The sequence below is a fragment of the Agrobacterium pusense genome (assembly GCF_900102105.1).
GTDB lineage: Bacteria > Pseudomonadota > Alphaproteobacteria > Rhizobiales > Rhizobiaceae > Agrobacterium > Agrobacterium pusense.
The window spans coordinates 143,991-161,586 of record NZ_FNBB01000008.1; the positions used below are offsets into that span (position 1 = coordinate 143,991).

A 17,596-nucleotide genomic window follows, 5' to 3' on the forward strand; every position below is an offset into this window, starting at 1 on the left:
CGCTCCGCTCGTCTCAATCTTCGTAGTGGGCGCGAACGAGTTCGTTCAGAAGACGCACGCCGTAACCCGATCCCCAGGACTGGTTGATCTCGGTCAGCGGCGAGCCCATGGCTGTCCCGGCGATATCGAGATGCGCCCACGGTGTTTCACCCACGAAGCGCTTGAGGAACTGCGCAGCGGTGACGGAGCCCGCCAGGCGGCCCGAGCTGTTCTTCATGTCGGCAAATTTGGAATCGATGATCTTGTCGTAATCCTTGTGGAGCGGCATGCGCCACAGTTTTTCAGCCGTCACCTCGCCGGCCTGCGAAAGCCGCGTTGCCAGTTCATCGTCGTTGGAGAACAATCCGGCCTGCAGATTGCCGAGCGCCACGGTGATCGCGCCCGTCAGTGTTGCGAGATTGATCATGAATTTCGGATTGAAACGCTCCTTGGTGTACCAGAGCGCATCGGCCAGAACCAGCCGTCCTTCGGCGTCGGTATTGATGATCTCGATGGTCTGGCCGGACATGGAAGTCACGATGTCGCCGGGGCGCTGGGCGTTGCCATCAGGCATGTTCTCGACAAGGCCGATGACACCGATAACGTTTGCCTTGGCCTTGCGGGCCGCAAGCGCATGCATCAAGCCGGTTACGGCTGCAGCACCACCCATGTCACCCTTCATGTCTTCCATGTTGAGGCCGGGCTTCAGCGAAATGCCGCCGGTATCGAAAACGACCCCCTTGCCGACAAAGGCAACGGGTTCATCCTTTTTGGAGCCGCCGTTCCATTGCATGACCGCAAGCCGCGGCGGACGGGCCGAACCCTGCGCCACGCCGAGAAGGGCATTCATGCCAAGCTTCTTCAGTTCCTTTTCGCCAAGGACCTCCACCTCGACGCCGAGCTTGCGCAACTCTTCCGCCTTTTCGGCGAATTCGACCGGGCCGAGAACGTTCGGAGGGAGGTTGACGAGATCGCGCGCCAGTATAACGCCGCCCGCAACCGCCTCGGAGACGGCAAAAGCCTTTTCCGCTTCCTGATGGGCGGCCGTGACGATGATGATCTCCACCTTCTTCGGCGTCTTTTCGTCCTCGGACTTTTTCTTGGTCTTGTAAGCATCGAAGCTGTAGGCGCGCAGCAGAAGACCAAGCGCGAAATCCGCCGCCGCCTGAGCGCCAACCTCTACGCCCGGCGCATCGAGATAGACAACGACCTTGTCCGCCTTCTTGAAATGGGCAGCCGCCGTACCGCCGGCACGCAGCCAGTCATGGGCGACCAGCTTCGACGGCTTTCCGATTCCGATGACGAGCAGCCGGTCGGCAGCGGAACCCTGCGGCGCGATAACATCGAGCGTCGTCATGGATTTTGCGGAAAACCCCGCGATCTTCGCCGCCCTTTCGATCACACCACCCGGATCGGCTTCGGAAGCACCGGCGACGGCCTTCGCATCACCCGAGGCCTGCAGCATCACGGCCAGGGCATTTTCCAGCGAGGCGGAATTGGCGAAAGATATATCAAATTTGGCGGACATGTTTTCCTGCTCTTCTTCTACGACTTGCACGATGCGCATGATCATGGCCTTTTCGGCCCCGGGCGCAACCCCGCATTCTTTAAAGCCCCACAGCCGTTAAAGGAAATGCATTTTTAGTGAATGCGAACTCACGTCATGAAACCGACAGCTTGTTCCACAAAAAGACACAGGCGGCGGAAAAATTGTCGCGCAAAACATATTTGTGAGCCTGCCGGAATAGCCAATTGCAAACGATGCGATTAGATAGGCGGAAACTCGGCGAGCGATCGCAGGGAAAAACAATGTCGAACAGGGCCGTATGAAGCTTCTCGAGAACTATATCCTGCGGCGGACAACGCAGATGTTTCTGGTCGCGCTGTTGCCGGTGCTGGCCATCATCTGGACCATCCAGGTTCTCCAGAGAATCAATCTCGTGACCGATACGGGCCAGTCGATGGGTTCCTTCATGGCGCTCGCGACGATGATCCTGCCGACGCTCATTCCCGTCGTGCTGCCTTTCGCGCTCGTCATCGGCATCACCCAGATTTTCACGACGATGAACAATGATTCCGAGCTCGCGATCATCGATGCGGCCGGATCTCCGCGTTCGATCATGTATCGCCCGGTTCTCATTCTGGCCGCCGTCCTGAGCGCGCTTTCCTTCACCATCACCAATTTCGTCGAGCCGCCTGCCCGCAGTTCGGCCCGGCAGATGGTGGCTGCGGCCTATGCCGACCTTCTCTCCTCCGTGATCGAGGAGAAGACGTTCCGTACCATCCAGGACGGCCTTTACGTGCAGATTGCCCAACGGCAGGGCCGTATTCTCAAGGGACTGTTCGTTGCCGACCGCCGCGATCCGAATTTCGATCTCATTTATTATGCCAAGGAAGGCATGATCGACGAAAGCGGTACGTCGCTCACCATGCGCGACGGCGAGGTGCAGCAGAAGACGCCTGACGGCAAGGTCTCGATCGTCAAGTTCCTGTCCTATGCCTTCGACCTTTCGACCATGTCGGAAAAGCAGGATTCGGAGCCTTCGCTCTCTCCGGGCGACGCCAGCCTCGGTTTCCTTCTTTCGCCCGATGAAAACAATGCGAGCTACAAGCGCTCGCCGGAGACGTTCCGCAGCGAATTGCACAAGCGACTGTCGGACTGGATGTTCGCCTTTTCTTTTGCGCTGATATCGCTGGTCATCGCCGCCGACGCCCGTTCGCACCGCGAGGCGCGCATGCATCCGATGGTCGCGGCGCTGGTGACGGCTTTCGTGCTTCGCTGGCTCGGTTTTTACGTCACGAACCAGGTGAAGCAGAGCGCAGCCTTCATTCCTCTGGTCTATGCCGTTCCGGGCCTCAGCGGTGCTGCGGCCGCCTTCGTGCTGATCACCGGCCGTAAACCGAAAATGCCGAGGATGGTAACCGATGCGGCGGGCCGGTTGCGCCGTCTCTTCTCCAGCCGGCTGGCGCGCAATTCGGGGAGCGGCAACGCATGATCTTCAACACGCTCGCCCGGTACTTTCTGAAACGATATCTCATCACGGCCATCTGGTTCGTGATCGGCGTATCCTCGATCATTTACCTTGCCGACTTCAGCGAAACGGCGCGGCGCATGTCCGGCCTGCCCGGCTATTCCGTTCCGGCCGCGCTTGGCCTGACAGCGCTTCGCCTGCCGTTGATCCTGCAGCAGACCATACCATTCATTGCGCTGTTCGTCGGCATGACGACGCTGATCTCGCTCAACCGGCGCTACGAACTGGTCGTGACGCGCGCCGCCGGCATTTCCGCCTGGCAGTTCATTCTCCCCTTCGTGCTCGGCGCGGTCCTCATCGGCATCCTGTCGGTCACTGTCCTGAACCCCATCGCAGCGTGGGGCCAGAACAAGTCGCTCGCCATGGAAGCCGGCCTGCGAAACGAAGCGGGCGGCGGACGCCAGCAGCAGATCATTCCGTGGATGCGCCAGTCGAGCGGCGGCCAGGATACGATCATCGGCGCCAAGAGCTTCGAAGACAACGGAACGATGCTTCTCGACGTGGTTCTCATCGACCTCGACAAGGACGGAAACATCGTCTCGCGGAAGGATGCGAAGTCGGCTAAATTGGAAGATGGTTACTGGCTTCTTAACGGCGTTTCTGAAACGCGGGCCGGACATGTGCCAGTTCGGCAAGAGAGCATGCAGATCAGTACCAATCTGAGACGGGAATTCGTCCAAGAGCGCATGACGCAGACGGAAACCGTTGCTTTCTTTGACCTTTCTCACAAGATCGAAGTTGCAAAGTCCTTTGGACTATCTTCAAAGGCGCTTGAGACGCAGTATCATTTCCTGCTATCGACGCCCCTGCTTCTGGTTGCGATGACCTTGATCGCCGCGACCGTTTCATTAAAGTTCAGCCGCTTCGCCCAGTCGCGCTCCGTGATTCTGGGTGGAATCGTTTCCGGCTTCGTGCTTTATGTAGTAACCGTGCTCGTAAGGGCATTCGGGAGTGGTGGTGTTGTCCCTCCCACCGTCGCGGTCTGGGTTCCAGTCATCGTGGCGTTGGCTTTGGGGGCAACCATTCTGCTTCATCAGGAGGACGGCTAAGTGGCGGTAATTGACCGCGGGAATATCAGGCGGCTTTGGACGGCCCTTCTGACAGGTGCCGCTGTGTGCGCGTATTTGGCATCCAGCCCGGTCGCTTTCGGCCAGGATGGTTTGCTTGCGTCGGCAAGCCAAGACGATTCGAAACTCCTGCTTACAGCAAATGAACTGACCTATAACCGCGATTCCCAGCGCGTCATCGCGAAGGGCGTGGTTCGCATGAAATATTCGGGCTACCGTATGGTGGCCCAGCAAGTGGAATATAACCAGCAGACCGGTCGCGTGGTCGCCCATGGCAACATCGAGCTGATCGAGCCGGGCGGCAACAAGATCTATGCCGACGAGATGGACGTGACCGACGACTTCGGTCAGGGCTTCGTCAACGCATTGCGCGTCGAGACCACGGACAATACCCGTATTGCCGGGGAAAGCGCCGAGCGCCTTGAAGGCGACCTGATGGTCCTCAACAACGGTGTCTACACCGCGTGTCTGCCCTGCGCCGAGCGCCCGGAAAAGGCGCCGCTGTGGCAGGTAAAGGCCGAGCGCGTCATTCAGGACGGCAAGACCCATACGGTGCGGCTGGAAAAAGCACGTCTGCAGCTTTTCGGCCATTCGATCGCCTATATCCCGTTCCTGACGGTGCCGGACAATACGGTGAAGCGGAAGTCGGGCTTCCTGTTCCCGCAGATGAGCATGACCAACAAGCTCGGCTTCGGTATCGGTGTCCCCTATTTCCAGGTTCTTTCCGATACGTCCGACCTCACGGTCACACCGACCTACTACACAAAACAGGGCCTGCTTCTTCAGGCCGAGTTGCGCCAGCGTTTCGAAACCGGCATGCACACGCTGACGATCGCCGGCATCAGCCAGCAGTCCTCGGATACGTTCATTGCCGGAACGAGTGACGCGCTGAACGATCAGCGCGGCATGGTTGCCAGCAAGGGCGATTTCAGCATCAACCCGCGCTGGGCCTTCGGCTGGGACGCCATGGTGCAGTCGGATAACAATTTTTCGCGTACCTACAGCCTGAAAGGCTACAAGAACGACGTCCAGACCAATCAGATTTATCTGACAGGCACTGGCGAACGTAACAGCTTCGACGCCCGCGGTTATTACTTCAACGTTCAGGACACGGATAATTCAGAGCTCAAGGAACGTAAGCAGGCGATCGTTCATCCGGTCGTTGACTATCGTTACTTCCTGCCGGATCCTATCTATGGCGGCGAGCTCTCGCTGACCACGAACTTCACGAGCATCAGCCGTTCGACGCAGGATTCCTACGCGATGGGCAGCTTCCCGCGCTTCAACGGTCTGGAAGGCTCTTACACGCGCTGGACCACGGAAGCGGAATGGAAGCGCACCATCACGATGGATAGCGGTCTTCAGATCACGCCGATCCTTGCGGCGCGCGGCGACGCATTGTGGACCGACATGACTGCGGCAAGCTTCACCTCCGGCGGCACATCCTATGCCTATGAAGGCATGATCCATGACGATGCTGCCTTGCGCGGCATGGTCACCGGTGGCCTTGAGGTGCGTTATCCCTGGCTGTTCACCGCTCTCAACAGCAGCCACGTGATCGAGCCCATCGCGCAGATTTTCGTGCGGCCGAACGAGCAATATTCCGGTCGTTTCCCGAACGAGGACTCACAAGCCTTTGTGTTCGACGCCACAAACCTGTTTGAGCGCGACAAATTTTCGGGCTTCGACCGGATCGAAGGCGGCACACGAGCCAATCTCGGCTTCCGTTACAACGGTACTTTCGACAATGGTTACGGTGTTCGCGCCATTGCCGGCCAGTCCTTCCATCTCGCTGGCGATAATTCCTTCGCCTCCTATGATCTTCTGAATGTCGGCGCCGATTCCGGCCTCGAATCCGATCGTTCGGATTATGTCGCCATGGCTGCATTCGATGCACCTATCGGTCTTTCGCTGTCCTCGAGCCTGCGTCTCGACAAGGACAATTTCGAAATCAACCGGTCTGAAACGGGCATCAGCTATTCGGATCGCCGCATCAACGGCAGGCTCAGCTATACGCAGGTCAAGGCGCAGCCGAAATACGGCTATAACGAAGACCGCGATATCATCCAGGCGTCCGGTTCACTGCGCATGGACGATAACTGGTCGCTGTTCGGCTCGATCAACTACGATCTGAACGGCAAGTTTGCCGCCGAACGCCGGATTGGTATCGCCTATCAGGATGAATGCACGATCTTGACGGTCAGCTATTCCGACGAAGGCAATATCAACTCCAGCCGCCAGGCCGCCAATGACTGGTCCATCAACGCCCGTCTTGCCTTCCGTACCCTTGGCGATATCAGCGTCGGCTCCGCGAACGAAGACTGGAACGACATGGATATTGGCTGGAAGCCGAACAATTACTGAGTTTAAAGGCGGGCCGCACAGCATTGTGGCCTGCCTTTTTGCTATCAGACCAGTAGTAGTCACGGTTTTGCCGCAACACCGCGCCAGTGTCGACCCGGCATGACAGTATCGGGTTTCTTTCAACAAACCGACACATTGCCGTTTTGCGGATCACGATGATATATACGTGGCAAATTCGCGGTGCGGATGCACATGTGCAGGTCTGAAAGGCGGGGGAAGGCAAAATCCCTGTTACCAGACGAACAGATTGGCGGGACAGGGCAACAGGACCCAGCCTGACGAAAGGGAGAAGGATATGATGAATTTCGGAAAGTCGGCTTTGCGTGGCGCTGCTTTTGCCTTTGCGATATTCGCCGTTCCCATGGCCATCGTGCCTTATGCCGGTCAGGCCTTTGCCGATAACACCGTGAAGATCGTCGTCAACAAGACCCCGATCACCAATGACGACATTTCCAAGCGCGTCGCCTTCCTGAAGTTGCAGCGCCAGTCCGGCAACCTCAATGAAAAGGCGCGTGAGCAGCTCGTCGATGAAGCGCTGAAGCGCGAAGAAATCGCCCGCGTCAAAATGTCGGTCAGTACGGAGGATGTCGATGCTGCTTTCGCGCGATTTGCCGGCAACAACAAGATGAAGCCGGAGCAGTTGACGAAGGTGCTGGCGCAGGCGGGTGTTGGCGCCGACCACTTCAAGGCCTTCATCGCCGTTCAGATGAGCTGGCCGCGCCTTGTGAACGCCCGTTATGGCGCGCGCGGCAAGATGTCAACGCAGGATCTTGTCACCCGCCTGAAAGAGCGAGGCGACAAACCCGTCACCACGGAATATTTCCTGCAGCAGGTCATCTTCGTGATACCGGAAGCAAAGCGCAACGCCATCACCGGCAAGCGCAAGGCTGAGGCTGAAGCCTCGCGTAAACGTTATCCCGGCTGCGATCAGGCGATGAGCTTTGCCGCGACCATGCGCGATGTGGCAATCAAGGACCTCGGCCGCATTCTGGCGCCTGAGTTGCCGGAAGACTGGAAGGCTCTGGTAGAAAAGACCAAGGAAGGCGGCACCACCGGCACACGCGTGACCGAAAAGGGCGTCGAATATCTGGCCATCTGCAAGCAGCGCCAGGTTTCCGACGACTATGCGGCGGAAATGGTGTTCAAGTCCGAAGACCTGATGAAGGCCAAGGAAGGCGAAAACCCGAACGAAAAGAAATACATGGATGAGCTGCGCAAGAAGGCGCAGATCGTCAACACCTGATATTGATACAAGAGCCGGGTCTTTCCGTGACATATGCATCCCTGCCGCTTGCCCTGACACAGGGAGATCCAGCCGGTATCGGCCCCGATATCGCCATTACCGCCTGGGCGAAGCGCCGGGAAAACGGTGTGCCCCCCTTCATCTTCATCGGCGACCCCGATGTGGTGGCAAGCCGCGCGGCGCTGATCGGCGTGCCGCTCAATATCGAGACCTGCGATGCGGACAGTGCCGTTGGCCTTTTCGAAAACGCGTTTCCGATCCTACCTCTTTCCGTCGGCTTCGACGTGCAGGCGGGGCAACCGCATGTCGGCGCTGCCCATGCCACGATCAAGGCCATCGAAACCGCCGTTTCGCTGACGGTCGAGGGCAAGGCTGCGGCCGTTGTCACCAATCCCATCGCGAAATCGGTGCTTTACGAGGCTGGCTTCGGTTTCCCCGGTCATACGGAGTTTCTGGCTGATCTCGCCTTGCGCCAGACCGGTGAACAAGTCACGCCTGTCATGATGATCGCCGGCCCCAAGGTCCGTGTCGTGCCGGTGACGATCCATATTCCCGTGAAAGACGTGCCGGCCGCGCTGACGGAAGAATTGATCGTCACGACCTGCCGGATCATCGATGCCGATCTGCGACGGAAATTCGGCATCGAAGCTCCGCGTCTGGCGGTTGCCGGGCTGAACCCGCACGCGGGTGAAGACGGCGCACTCGGCACGGAGGATCGCGATATCGTTCACCCCGCGACCATGCGGCTGCGCAAGGACGGGATCGATGCGTTCGGTCCCCTGCCCGCCGACACCATGTTCCACGATGCCGCCCGCAAGCGTTATGACGTGGCAGTGTGCATGTATCACGATCAGGCGCTCATCCCCGCCAAGGCGCTGGGCTTCGACGATTCGGTCAACGTCACACTCGGGCTGCCCTTCATCCGCACCTCGCCAGACCATGGCACTGCCTTTGGTATTGCCGGCCAGGGCATCGCCAATGAGGCGAGCCTCGTGGCGGCACTCAAGATGGCGGCGGACATTTCCCTCCGCAGCCGGGCCGGCGCATAATGGCGGCCATCGACGGACTACCACCGCTACGGGACGTCATCCAGCGTCATGGGCTCGATGCGAAGAAATCGCTCGGACAGAACTTCCTGTTCGACCTCAACCTTACCCAGAAGATCGCCAGAACGGCGGGACCGCTCGAAGGCGTGACTGTCATTGAGGTCGGGCCCGGTCCCGGCGGCCTCACCCGCGCTATTCTTTCGCTCGGGGCGAAAAAGGTCATCGCCGTCGAACGGGACAGTCGCTGCCTGCCGGCGCTCGCGGAAATCGAGGCGCATTACCCCGGACGGCTTGAGGTCATAGAGGGAGACGCCCTGCAGACCGATTTCGAGGCTCTGGTCCCCGTCGGCGAGCCGGTGCGCATCATCGCCAACCTGCCTTACAATGTCGGCACGCAATTGCTGGTCAATTGGCTTCTGCCGAAGCAATGGCCACCCTTCTGGCTCTCCATGACGCTGATGTTCCAGAAGGAAGTCGGGCAGCGCATCGTGGCGGAAGAAGGCGACAACCATTATGGCCGCCTTGGCGTTCTCGCCGGCTGGCGTACGGTTGCCGAAATGGCCTTCGATGTCCCGCCACAGGCCTTCAGCCCGCCACCGAAGGTAACCTCCACCGTCGTGCATCTGCTGCCGAAGGACAAGCCGCTGCCCTGCGATATCGCCAAGCTCGAAAAAGTGACCGAAGCCGCCTTCGGTCAGCGCCGCAAGATGTTGCGCCAGAGCGTGAAAAGCCTTGGCGGCGAGGCGCTGCTTGAAAAGGCTGGTATCGATCCCACGCGCCGGGCGGAGACGTTATCGGTCGAAGAGTTCGTTACGTTGGCGAACTGCCTGTAAATCAGGATTTTGAAACTACACCCAGTTTTCGACCCGTAAGCCGGGCATCCGGACGAACTCGCGCATGTTGTTTGTCACGACGATTAATCCTTCGCTACGGGCATGGCCACCAATCTGCATGTCGTGAACACCACAGGGCGTGCCCGCTCTGGCGAGCTCCGCCCTGATCTGGCCGTAATGCGATGCGGCTTTGTCCGCGAAAGGCAGTACCTCCAGACGCGCTGTGAAATTCTCGATCGCGCCTAGATTTTCGCGCCGCCGGGCTGACTTCTCCGCACCGTAACAGAGCTCACCAAGCGTAATGCTCGAAATACAAAGCTCGTCCGCCAAACTGTTGAATTTGTCCCGAAGGTCGGTCGGGTATGTCTTCATCACATAGATGCAGATGTTCGTATCCAGCATATATCGGAGCATCAGAAGGAATCCCGCTCTTCCAACGGCGGCTCTTCGCGACTGGACATGAAATCGTCCGTGGCACGCGGACCGCTCAAAAAGAGGTCGTCCCAACGCTTCCCATAGGGGACAATAATACGTGTCAGACCGACTTTCAGGATTTCCACCTTATGGACGTCGTCTGGAAAAGCGACGGTCTTCGGCAGCCTGACAGCTTGACTGCGATTGCTTGTAAATACGGTAGACGTAGCCATGCATCGACCCTCGTATATCCCATTGGGATATACATAGCGCCAGTTTGTCCTTCGTTCAAGGACTCTGGGGCATGACGATGGACGAGACAGGGACGATCAAACTTGGTGGTCTGATCTCATTGATACCTCAGAGCTTCGGCTCTTCCTCCAGCAAAGCCCGCACGAAATCGAACATGCCATGGCGGCGGTCTCGGCGGACGCGTTCGGCTTTGACGATTGCTTCGACGGCCTCGAAAGCGGCCTGAAGGTCGTCATTGAGGATGACGTAGTCATAGTCGCGCCAGTGCTCGATTTCCGCGCGGGAATTGAGGAGCCGGGTCTTGATCACCTCTTCGGTGTCTTCGGCGCGGCGGTGCAGGCGCGATTGCAGTTCGGTCATGGTCGGCGGCAGGATGAAGATCGAGACCACGTCTGCCTTCATCTTGTCCTGCAACTGCTCGGCACCCTGCCAGTCGATGTCGAACAGCATGTCGCGACCGGCGGCCATGGCATCTTCCACCGGCTCGCGCGGCGTGCCGTAGAAATTGCCGTGAACCTCGGCCCATTCCAGCAATTCCTCATTATCACGCATGCGCTCGAAATCGCGCTTGGAGATGAAGTGGTAGTGAATGCCCTCGATCTCGCTCTGCCGGCGAGCGCGTGTGGTGACGCTGACGGAAAGGCTGATATTCTTGTCTTTCTCAAGCAGGTTGCGCGCGATCGTGGATTTGCCCGCGCCGGAAGGCGAAGAAATCACCAGCATCAGCCCCCTGCGGGCGATCGTGACGGGAGAAATATTCACCGGGGCCATGGGTCTACTCCAGATTTTGGACCTGCTCGCGGAACTGGTCGATAACCACTTTCAGCTCTATACCTGCTGCGGTTACCGCACTGGCGTTCGATTTGGAACAGATTGTATTCGACTCACGGTTAAATTCCTGTGCAAGAAAATCGAGCTTGCGGCCAGCCGGACCGCCATTGGCCAAAAGCTCCCGAGAGGCCTGCACATGGGCATGCAGCCGATCGATCTCTTCGCGCAGATCCGCCTTGGTGGCGATCAGCGCCGCCTCGGCATGAAGGCGGTCACGATCAAGCCCGTGCATGCCATCGCCAATCAGCGCAATCTGCTGAGCAAGCCTCGCCGCGATCTGCTCCGGGTGACGGGAGGGATCGCTTTCAATGATGTTCACAAGCTGCTCGATCCGGTCGATATGACCGGAAAGGATGGCGAAAAGAGATGCCCCTTCCCGCTCGCGCATGTCCTTCAGCTTTTCGACTGCAACAGCGAAGCCAGCCAGCACATCGCCGTTGCGCGCAGCCAGCGCCTCCGCATCGTCTTCCGCCTCGCGAAAATCGACCAGACCGCGCAACGTAAGCAGCGTATCGAAGCTCAATGGCTTGTCGTCGACGACATCGCCCAGTTCCTTCTTGAGCGCCAGAACCGCGGCGAGAGCATCGCGATTGATGACAGCCTCGAGCCGGTTCTCGGCAACTGAGAGCGCCAGTCCCGCCTGGATATTGCCGCGGGAAAGATGCGCCCCCGCGATTTCCCTCAGCCCGGTTTCCAAGGCTTCCAGACCGGCAGGCAGACGCAGGCGCAGATCCAGCCCCTTGCCGTTTACCGAGCGCAATTCCCACGCCCAGCGGTAGCGGCCGGAGGTGCCTTCGCTGCGCGCGAAGCCGGTCATCGATTGCAACGTCATATATGGAATCCCCCCGTCACGCCGCACGAAACCGGGCCTTGTGGTCACAAGGCCCGGCCGTGATTTATCAGTTAGTTATTGGCCGGTTTTTCCGCCTCTGCACCACCGGGCTGACCATCCACGACAACTTCGGGATTCGCTCCGGCAGCCGCCTTTTCGGCCTCGATTTTGCGCCACCGGCGCACATTGGCATTGTGCTCGTCCAGCGTCTTTGCGAAAACATGACCGCCCGTACCATCGGCCACGAAATAAAGATCATCCGTGCGCCATGGGTTGGCAACCGCCTCCAGTGCGGCCCGGCCGGGATTGGCGATGGGCGATGGCGGCAGGCCCTTGATCACGTAAGTGTTGAACGGCGTCTGTTTCTGGAGATCCGATTGATAAATCGGCCTATCCGAAGGTTTGCCGTCGCCGCCGAACAGACCATAGATGATCGTCGGGTCGGATTGCAGACGCATGCCCTTTTTCAGGCGGTTGTAGAAGACCGAGGCAACATGGGCGCGCTCGTCATCCTTGCCTGTTTCCTTTTCGACGATCGAGGCCAGCGTCACGAACTCCTCGACGGTCTTGATCGGCAGGTCGGGATCACGCCGTTCCCAGATCATGTCGATCAGCTTGTCCTGCGCCGCGCTCATCTGATTGATGATTTCTTCGCGCTTGGTGCCACGGGTGAAGCGGTAAGTATCCGGACGCAGACTACCCTCCGGTGGCAAGGTGGCGGGAAGTTCACCATCCAGAACCTCGTCGGCAGCAAGGCGGGCGAACATCTGCTTGACCGTCAACCCTTCAGGCAGCGACACGGAATAAAGGATCGACTTGCCCGATTCCAGCAGCATCAGGATGTCCTTCATCGATGCGCCGGCCTTGATCTCATATTCGCCGGTCTTCAACGTCTGGTCCTTTTGCAGATAGCTGCCGGCCATCAGACGGAAAACGCGTGCGTTGGAGATGATGTCGTTGCGCTCGAGATTATTGGCGATCTCAATGAGACCGGCACCATTACGCACGGTGAAATGTGTATTCGTTTCAAGCGGCCCCGGCTCCTGAAACGCATTGATCATGTAATAAAAGGCGGCGATCGCCAGGACGCAAACGGCAACGGCAAGCGTCATCAGGAAGTTCAGGAAGATGACAAGCTGGCCATGGGCCTTGCGGGAGCGCTTCGGCGGCGCCGGCACCTTTTCCGGCCGCAAGGCTTCCGTCGGGGATTTCGGAATGATCGGACCGCGATTGCCTTCGCCCGCGCCGTTTTGTCCGTATGGTCCCTGGCTGTTCTGGTTCGTGTCGCTCACCGTCGGTCCTTTTCAGTTCGGCGTTGTCAGCGCTTTTTGCGCAGGTAATGCGGCAAAAACAGGTTCGGAATGGCTTCCTGCACCACATAAAGACACCGTGAAGCCTTCTTGTTCTGCCTCACGAATATCACCTCGGACAAAGCCGACGGGGGAAAGATACCTGTGGTCCGAAATCGAGCAGACCGGCAAACTCTCCCAATCAATGACTACAATATCGGCGCGAAAACCGGAATGGCTTTCGCAAGCCGAACCACGTTCTTCTAAGGAAAGAACATTCTTTAAAGCGTCCGGCAGGAGAGCGCCGCACCGCCGGGGACGGTATGCGGCGCGGACGCCATCGCGACGGCCACAGCCGCCGCGACTTACGCTTCGTAACGGCGCAGCACGAGGGAGGCGTTTGTGCCACCGAAGCCGAAGGAATTCGAAAGCGCCACATTGACCTGCCGCTTGCGCGCCTTGTGCGGCACAAGATCGATCTTGGTCTCGACATCGGGATTGTCGAGATTCAGCGTCGGCGGAACGATGTTGTCGCGGATTGCAAGCGTAGCGAAGATCGCCTCTATGGCGCCCGCCGCACCGAGCAGATGGCCGGTGGCCGACTTGGTGGAAGACATGGAAATCTTCGAGGCCGATTCGCCGACAAGACGCTCGACAGCTCCAAGCTCAATGGTATCGGCCATGGTGGATGTGCCGTGGGCATTGATATAGTCGATATCGTCAGGCGTCAGACCCGCCCGCTTCAGCGCCATCGACATGCAGCGGTAGGCGCCTTCGCCATCTTCGGACGGTGCCGTGATGTGATAGGCATCACCAGAAAGGCCGTAACCGACCACTTCCGCATAGATCTTCGCGCCACGCGCCTTGGCGTGCTCCAGCTCTTCCAGAACGACGATGCCGGCACCCTCGCCCATGACGAAGCCATCGCGATCGCGATCATAAGGGCGCGAGGCTTTTTCCGGATTGTCATTGTGCTGGGTGGAAAGGGCCTTGCAGGCCGCAAAACCGGCAAGCGCGATGCGGCAGACCGGCGATTCGGCACCACCGGCGACCATGACATCGGCATCGCCGAGCGCGATCAACCGGGCGGCGTCGCCGATAGCGTGCGCGCCGGTCGAGCAGGCCGTCACCACGGCATGGTTCGGTCCGCGCAGCTTGTGGCGGATGGAAACCTGGCCGGATACGAGATTGATCAGGCGGCCGGGAATGAAGAACGGGGAAATGCGACGCGGGCCCTTGTCGCGCAGCGTATAACCGGCCTCGACGATGCCTTCCAGACCACCGATGCCGGAGCCGATCAGAACGCCGGTTGCGATCTGGTCTTCGTCGGTTTCAGGATGCCAGTCTGCATCAGCAAGCGCCATGTCGGCGGCAGCCATGCCATACAGGATGAAGGGATCGATCTTGCGCTGTTCCTTGGGTTCCATCCAGTCATCGGCATTGAAGGTGCCGTTGGAACCATCGCCCACGGGAATGCGGCAGGCGATCTTTGCAGGAAGGTCTTCGACTTCGAATTCAGTCACGAGACGGGCGCCATTCTGGCCGGCCAACAGCCGTTCCCAGGTCACTTCCGTTCCACATCCAAGAGGAGATACCATGCCGGTACCGGTGATAACGACACGCCTCATCGCCAATGCTCCGCCCTTATCCAAATCATCGGTCTTCTGCGACATCGGGCACCACGGGGTGTTCACGCAATGGCGCAGCATTTCAAAATCACGGCATGAGAATCGCGGCTACCGTTCCGGGCCGTAACCTCATGCATCGCCGGGAAACGAGCACCTGTCGGAGCACGTGCCACCGGCCGATAAAACATTGGCCCGGACAAGCCGGGCCAAGACGGGAGGATATTGCACCTCCCCATGCGGGTCGATCAGGCCTGGGCCTTCTCGATGAACTTGACAGCGTCGCCGACGGTCAGGATCGAATCCGCAGCGTCGTCGGGAATTTCAACGCCGAACTCTTCTTCGAAAGCCATGACCAGTTCAACGGTATCGAGCGAATCAGCGCCCAGATCGTCAATGAAGCTGGCGCCTTCAACAACCTTGTCGGCGTCAACGCCAAGATGATCAATTACAATTTTCTTTACGCGTTCTGCGATATCGCTCATGTCGGTTTCCTCGACCTTTATTTTGAAGGGAATGCCTCGCGGCACCCTGCCCTGTTAGAAGCCCTCATGCGCCGTTCAAATCCGGCACTGCGGGCAAACCCGTTCAACCCGGTCCAAGCTAGACATCGTCACGCAAAATCGCAACGGCTTCCTGTCTCTCCGGGACGACTGTTCACAGTCTTGGCCCGCTTAACATGGTTTCAATCGGTCGAAAAGCCTGAAAACGCGCTAAGCACAGCGTATGACAGGCAATTTCGCCGAAAACCGGTCAGCGGGGCCTTGCGGCGCCAGCTACCCAAGAAGGTGCTTAAACAGCGCCGCAATCCTTTTCATGACGGACTTACGTGCCGTCAGATCATCGCCATGCCGCCGTTGACGTGCAGGGTCTGGCCGGTCATGTAGGCCGCTTCGTTGGAAGCGAGATAAAGCACGGCAGAGGCGACTTCGGCACCCGTGCCCATGCGCTTCATGGGAATGGCGCCCATGATGGCGTCTTTCTGTTTGTCGTTGAGCTTGCCGGTCATCGCGCTTTCGATGAAGCCCGGGGCTACGCAGTTGACGGTAACGTTGCGGGTGGCGATTTCCTGCGCCAGCGACTTGGAAAAGCCGATCATGCCGGCCTTGGAGGCGCAATAGTTGGCCTGGCCGGGATTGCCGGTAACGCCGACGATGGAGGTGATGTTGATGATGCGGCCAAAACGGCGGCGCATCATCGGATGCGTCAGCTCGCGCGTCAGGCGGAACATCGCCGTCAGGTTCACTTCGATGACGTTATCCCAGTCTTCGTCGCTCATGCGAACGAACAGGCCATCCTTGGTAATGCCGGCGTTGTTGACGAGGATATCGACGCCTTCCAGCTCGGCTTCAGCCTTTTCACCGAGCGCTTTGACTTCAGCGCGGTCGGCAAGGTTGGCCGGGAAAATCTTGACGCGGTCGCCAAGTTCCGTCGCCAGCGCCTCAAGCTTTTCAACGCGCGTGCCGTGCAGGCCGACAGTTGCGCCCTGTTTGTGCAGAAGGCGGGCGATTTCTTCGCCGATGCCGCCGGTCGCGCCGGTTACGAGGGCCTTGCGGCCTGTCAGATCAAACATGTCCTATTCCTTCTTTAGAGCTTCGGACTGAAAATGTTGAGCGTTGTTGCGCCCTGAGGAATGTGGCTGCGGGAGAAATCCCGCCTCAGCCGATAAGCGTGGCGAGAAGCTGATCGATATCGGCAGCACCGTTGACGGCAACGCCATTCACCGTCTTGTCGATACGGCGGGCAAGGCCCGTCAGCACCTTGCCGGAACCGATTTCGTAAAGCTGGGTCACGTTGTTGGCGGCGAACCATTCCACCGTCTCACGCCAGCGCACCTGGCCCGTCACCTGCTCGACCAGCAGGCCGGCGATCTCATTGGCGTCGGAAACGGGGGCGGCACGCACATTGGCGATGACAGGAACGACCGGATTGTGCTTTTCGACTTTGGCCAGCGCCTCGCGCATGGCTTCCGCCGCCGGCGCCATCAGCGCGGAGTGGAAGGGAGCGGAGACCGGCAGCATGATGGCGCGCTTGGCGCCCTTTTCGGAAGCGATTGCCGCTGCCTTTTCGACAGCCGCCTTGCTGCCTGATATAACCAGCTGGCCACCGCCATTGTCGTTGGCGATCTGGCACACGCCGAGAATGCCAGCCTCGTCGCAAATGGCGGAAACGGCATCGTGCTCAAGCCCGATGATTGCGGCCATCGCGCCCTCACCCACCGGCACGGCGGCCTGCATGGCATTGCCGCGGATGCGCAGAAGACGGGCGGTATCGGCAACCGAGAAAGTACCGGCGGCACAGAGCGCCGAATATTCGCCGAGGGAGTGGCCCGCGACATAAGAAACGGTATCGGACAGTTTTAATCCGCGCGCCTCAAGAACGCGCATGACCGCCATCGAGACGGCCATGAGGGCCGGCTGGGCATTGGCCGTCAGCGTCAGCGTCTCTTCAGGGCCGTTCCACATGATGTCGGAAAGCTTCTGGTCGAGCGCTTCGTCGACTTCCTGAAACACGGCGCGTGCTTCCGGATAGGTATCCGCCAGCTCCTTGCCCATGCCAACAGCCTGGCTTCCCTGACCGGGAAATGTGAATGCAATACCCATGGGATGTCGTCCTTCTTGTCTGGCCTTGCCTTTATTCTTGTCGACTTCCATTCACATTCCCACCAGCGAAGTCAAGGCTTGAGGCCGCCTGCCGGCCCGGTGTGAGGGGTTTTGTCGTGCTGTTTTCCCCTTTCTTTTCATCATATTTTTTCTTGCACTGCGGCAATTCCCCATTACTTTCACCAC

General features: G+C 59.0%; 16 protein-coding genes. 6 read left to right on the plus strand and 10 right to left on the minus strand.

The genetic code is table 11. The annotated features are described in order from the left end of the window. Positions 1-13: 13 nt before the first annotated feature. Positions 14-1,507, minus strand: a complete 1,494-nt coding sequence (locus tag BLU28_RS18040; protein ID WP_045534274.1) for a leucyl aminopeptidase — start codon at positions 1,505-1,507, stop codon at positions 14-16. Positions 1,508-1,805: 298 nt separating this feature from the next. Between BLU28_RS18040 and BLU28_RS18045 the strand changes: the two genes are divergently transcribed. The 6 genes from BLU28_RS18045 to rsmA all read left to right on the plus strand — a co-directional run bounded on the left by BLU28_RS18045 (position 1,806) and on the right by rsmA (position 9,564). After that, the gene (locus BLU28_RS18045; protein WP_004441075.1) at positions 1,806-2,975 is read left to right on the plus strand and encodes an LptF/LptG family permease; all 1,170 of its coding nucleotides are present in this window, start codon (positions 1,806-1,808) and stop codon (positions 2,973-2,975) included. Continuing rightward, complete coding sequence (gene lptG / locus BLU28_RS18050; RefSeq protein WP_004441073.1) at positions 2,972-4,060, plus strand: LPS export ABC transporter permease LptG; 1,089 nt, start codon at positions 2,972-2,974, stop codon at positions 4,058-4,060. The genes BLU28_RS18045 and lptG overlap by 4 nt, the downstream gene beginning before the upstream one ends. Next, positions 4,061-6,442, plus strand: a complete 2,382-nt coding sequence (locus BLU28_RS18055; protein ID WP_077987775.1) for an LPS-assembly protein LptD — start codon at positions 4,061-4,063, stop codon at positions 6,440-6,442. A gap of 295 nt (positions 6,443-6,737) precedes the next feature. Beyond that, complete coding sequence (locus tag BLU28_RS18060; protein ID WP_006700162.1) at positions 6,738-7,685, plus strand: SurA N-terminal domain-containing protein; 948 nt, start codon at positions 6,738-6,740, stop codon at positions 7,683-7,685. A gap of 26 nt (positions 7,686-7,711) precedes the next feature. Then, positions 7,712-8,734, plus strand: coding sequence for a 4-hydroxythreonine-4-phosphate dehydrogenase PdxA (pdxA, locus tag BLU28_RS18065; RefSeq protein ID WP_077987860.1), 1,023 nt, complete (start codon positions 7,712-7,714; stop codon positions 8,732-8,734). Next, the gene (gene rsmA, locus BLU28_RS18070) at positions 8,734-9,564 is read left to right on the plus strand and encodes a 16S rRNA (adenine(1518)-N(6)/adenine(1519)-N(6))-dimethyltransferase RsmA (RefSeq protein WP_035207668.1); all 831 of its coding nucleotides are present in this window, start codon (positions 8,734-8,736) and stop codon (positions 9,562-9,564) included. Before pdxA ends, rsmA begins: the two co-directional genes overlap by 1 nt. Before the next feature lie 15 nt (positions 9,565-9,579). Here the strand turns inward: rsmA and vapC are convergent, their stop codons facing one another. The 9 genes from vapC to fabD all read right to left on the minus strand — a co-directional run bounded on the left by vapC (position 9,580) and on the right by fabD (position 17,410). Beyond that, positions 9,580-9,978: a type II toxin-antitoxin system tRNA(fMet)-specific endonuclease VapC gene (vapC, locus tag BLU28_RS18075; protein WP_035207667.1), complete on the minus strand. Its 399-nt coding sequence runs from the start codon at positions 9,976-9,978 to the stop codon at positions 9,580-9,582. Then, positions 9,978-10,211 carry a type II toxin-antitoxin system VapB family antitoxin gene (gene vapB / locus BLU28_RS18080; RefSeq protein ID WP_035207666.1) on the minus strand — a complete coding sequence of 78 codons (234 nt, stop codon included), beginning with the start codon at positions 10,209-10,211 and terminating at the stop codon, positions 9,978-9,980. Before vapB ends, vapC begins: the two co-directional genes overlap by 1 nt. Before the next feature lie 127 nt (positions 10,212-10,338). Then, complete coding sequence (gene gmk, locus BLU28_RS18085; protein WP_004441063.1) at positions 10,339-11,001, minus strand: guanylate kinase; 663 nt, start codon at positions 10,999-11,001, stop codon at positions 10,339-10,341. A gap of 4 nt (positions 11,002-11,005) precedes the next feature. Next, complete coding sequence (locus BLU28_RS18090; RefSeq protein ID WP_006700159.1) at positions 11,006-11,893, minus strand: YicC/YloC family endoribonuclease; 888 nt, start codon at positions 11,891-11,893, stop codon at positions 11,006-11,008. A 71-nt stretch (positions 11,894-11,964) separates the two neighbouring features. Then, entirely contained in the window at positions 11,965-13,185 is a 1,221-nt protein-coding gene (mltG, locus tag BLU28_RS18095) for an endolytic transglycosylase MltG (protein ID WP_004441060.1), read from the minus strand. A 362-nt stretch (positions 13,186-13,547) separates the two neighbouring features. Then, entirely contained in the window at positions 13,548-14,810 is a 1,263-nt protein-coding gene (gene fabF / locus BLU28_RS18100) for a beta-ketoacyl-ACP synthase II (RefSeq protein ID WP_004441057.1), read from the minus strand. Positions 14,811-15,055: 245 nt separating this feature from the next. Beyond that, positions 15,056-15,292 (minus strand): acyl carrier protein, encoded by a 237-nt coding sequence (locus tag BLU28_RS18105; protein ID WP_003502080.1) that lies wholly within the window; start codon positions 15,290-15,292, stop codon positions 15,056-15,058. Between the two features lie 350 nt (positions 15,293-15,642). Beyond that, entirely contained in the window at positions 15,643-16,380 is a 738-nt protein-coding gene (gene fabG / locus BLU28_RS18110; protein WP_037088954.1) for a 3-oxoacyl-[acyl-carrier-protein] reductase, read from the minus strand. Positions 16,381-16,465: 85 nt separating this feature from the next. Next, a complete protein-coding gene (fabD, locus tag BLU28_RS18115; RefSeq protein WP_022555932.1) occupies positions 16,466-17,410 on the minus strand; it encodes an ACP S-malonyltransferase in 945 nt (314 codons plus the stop codon). Between the last annotated feature and the right edge of the window lie 186 nt (positions 17,411-17,596).